3 protein-coding genes and 1 pseudogene are annotated in these 2,658 nt (G+C 38.7%); 1 reads left to right on the plus strand and 3 read right to left on the minus strand.

Annotated features, from left to right (window positions below; genetic code table 11):
• Both AB4484_RS00325 and AB4484_RS00330 read right to left on the minus strand, forming a co-directional pair.
• Window positions 1-917 (minus strand): hypothetical protein (locus AB4484_RS00325; protein WP_372075924.1); only part of this gene is annotated, 917 nt, incomplete at its 3' end.
• 176 nt (window positions 918-1,093) lie between these two features.
• Complete coding sequence (locus AB4484_RS00330; RefSeq protein ID WP_372075925.1) at window positions 1,094-1,546, minus strand: GNAT family N-acetyltransferase; 453 nt, start codon at window positions 1,544-1,546, stop codon at window positions 1,094-1,096.
• A 230-nt stretch (window positions 1,547-1,776) separates the two neighbouring features.
• Between AB4484_RS00330 and AB4484_RS00335 the strand changes: the two genes are divergently transcribed.
• Entirely contained in the window at window positions 1,777-2,100 is a 324-nt protein-coding gene (locus tag AB4484_RS00335; protein WP_102338656.1) for a hypothetical protein, read from the plus strand.
• 393 nt (window positions 2,101-2,493) lie between these two features.
• Here the strand turns inward: AB4484_RS00335 and AB4484_RS00340 are convergent.
• Window positions 2,494-2,581 (minus strand): annotated as a pseudogene (locus tag AB4484_RS00340) (hypothetical protein); the annotation flags it as partial.
• Window positions 2,582-2,658 lie beyond the last annotated feature (77 nt).

The raw sequence follows: 2,658 nt of genomic DNA on the forward strand, positions 1-2,658 counted from the left end.
ATTTGTGTATAAGAGTCAGCATCAGCAGTCGCACCAAACAACTTTGGAAATGCATCATTAATTAAGCCATTAACGTTATTATACTTACTCAGCACAACGCCTGATGGAGGTGTAATCAGGCGCACCATGTTAAATAGAGCCATCTCTAATGCAATGAAAGCTTCAAGTATGCTAGCACTGAAATTATCCTGCTCTGAAGCCATTTCATAAGCTCTGGTTAGAGTAACTTTCCATTCAGGGAAGTCACCTGAACTCATATGATAAGCAATATATCCTGTTGCTTCGTCACGCTTAAAGTTAGGTATATCATTGTCCGAAATATTATTTGATTGCAATGACTTCATAACATCTGCTGACGGTTTCCAAACTTTCAGCAATTCGTATACACGCTTGTCATGTACATTAGCCTGCTCTGAATCACTGTATTCGTGACAACTAGCAATTACGAACGGCTTAAAGCCCGTCATAAACTGAATTTCTTTGACCGATACATCTTTAGACACATATCTATATACACGTATAAAGTGATTTAATGCCTCCAAAACTCTAGCTTCAACATCAGAATGGAGCCCCACATCACTTTCAGTCGCAATTTTTAGGTATGTGGTATAGCTAGTATGGCTTAAACGATTGTGTTCTATACCATCGGTATCCATTAATAATGTAACATCAAGCTTGCCATCAATATCTTTATAATTACAGATTTGATTATCGGAAGTCTGCATTGGTGCTTTGAAGTCGTATTTAAAACCTCGTTCATTATCGTAAGGTACGCGAATGATAGAGTCATTGATTGATAACGTATTTACGGATTCAGTTTCCTCACGCACACCTAAACAGTAGCGGTCACCTTTATAATCAAAGAAAACCTCTCCTTGCTGAACTCTGACTCGAGCGGGGATAATGAACTGATACAAACAACAACTTAACATAATAGTTCCCCTGAACTTGATAAAAAATATAACGCCGCATTAAGGGGTGAACAACGCCTCCACCCAACCTAAAGTATTGTACCGTAAACGCTAAATCTGAAGTAGAAGCAAAAATGCCAAGCGTTGAGAATCCCTCTTAAATGCTTTGTTAGCAAACAAATTCAACGACTTATATCTAATTCCATTGCTACACAATCAATTCCTGCACCAAAACCGTTTGGGGTGATTTTAGTTACTGTAAAACCCCGTTTCTCGTAAAAACCTTGAGTGTGTTGGGACGTTTCGATTTTCACCTTATCTAATGAGATATTGTGCTTTATATAGGACAGTCTAAAATCCGTTAACTTTGTTCCTATACCTTGACCATGAAAGTCTTTATGAACCAATCCCCAAGCCAAAGAAGCAACTGATGAATTTAACCCAATACCACCACAACCAAGTAATTTCCCACTACCACTTTCAAGGCAAATATAATATTCAGAGCTTTCCGACAAAGCATCAAGATATTCGATAAACTCTGCACGCTCTGATGAATCAAAGTATTGACCAATATTACTTTCAAACGCTTCAATACATTGCGCTCGATACCTACTACTATACTTTCGGATTTCCATATGTCCGCCTTGTTTGCTAACGCCCTGTTAAGGTGTGAGCAACGCAATACCAAGCCGCCGCATACCACCTTAAACACTAAACGCAACGCATAGTGAAAATGCCACGCGTTGCGAATCACTCTTAAACAGTTTGTTATACAAACGGCTATCGATACAACAAAAAGCTTTTGTTGCTAGGCTCAACTAGATGCTTAAACTACCCCAAATTTTTCACTTAGTAAGGTATATCTATGGAATTCGTAATTGGTGCTATTGTCTTGTTTATTGCTTGGTCATTCATTAAAGCAAAAGCTCGTATCCACTATGCGAACGAGCGCCAAGCTCAGCCAACCGCTGTAAATCCAGCGTTCAACGAGCTGATGCAAGCAATAACAAACAAAATCAATGGGCATGTTCGCGATAGTGGAGCTAAGCCGAAAATGATGTTAATTGACATTAATGTTCATATGGTCTTTATGCAAAACAACGCCTATAGTGCCCCGATTTTCGATGGTATCGAAACTGTTCCATCAGCAAATATTGACGGTGGTCTAACTTGGAAAATTCTTAGTTAATGCCGTTTCGGCGGTTGTTTGGATTTTATGCAACCGCCAAAAACAAGTCCAATTTCCAGTCATCTGAGATTGTATAACGCCGCCTTAAGCGGACAAAAAAGTTGGCTAAAATTGTTGAGGCACGAAACAAGCCAACTATTTTTGTTCCGACTTAAAGGCCTTGTTAGGCATTGGTATATGCTAATACCAAGATAACAAATAAACACGCGACTGCAAGGTAAGCCATTTTACTCTTACTCGGCTTTACGTTAATAAGCTCATGGACTTCAGTTCCCTGTGGTAAATAAAGTGGAGCATTTAAACTTGCGCCTTTATTTCCATGCTCAGGTTCTTCAATTATTACGGTAAGAACATAGCCATTTTTATGTTTTTTCTCATCAAACATAGCAATTTTACTCATTGGTAAAAAGCCATGTCTTTCATTACCATAGTCAACAAATACAGCTTCTAAGCTATGCTCAACCCTGGTAATTACTGCTTTAAATGCTTGTCCTTTTTCGAATAATACTTGTGACACTGAATACTTCCTAGAAAATGCCTAACGCCGCGTTAAGTGGT

It is taken from the genome of Vibrio sp. 10N.261.46.A3 (assembly GCF_041472995.1).
Classification (GTDB): Bacteria; Pseudomonadota; Gammaproteobacteria; order Enterobacterales; family Vibrionaceae; genus Vibrio; species Vibrio coralliirubri.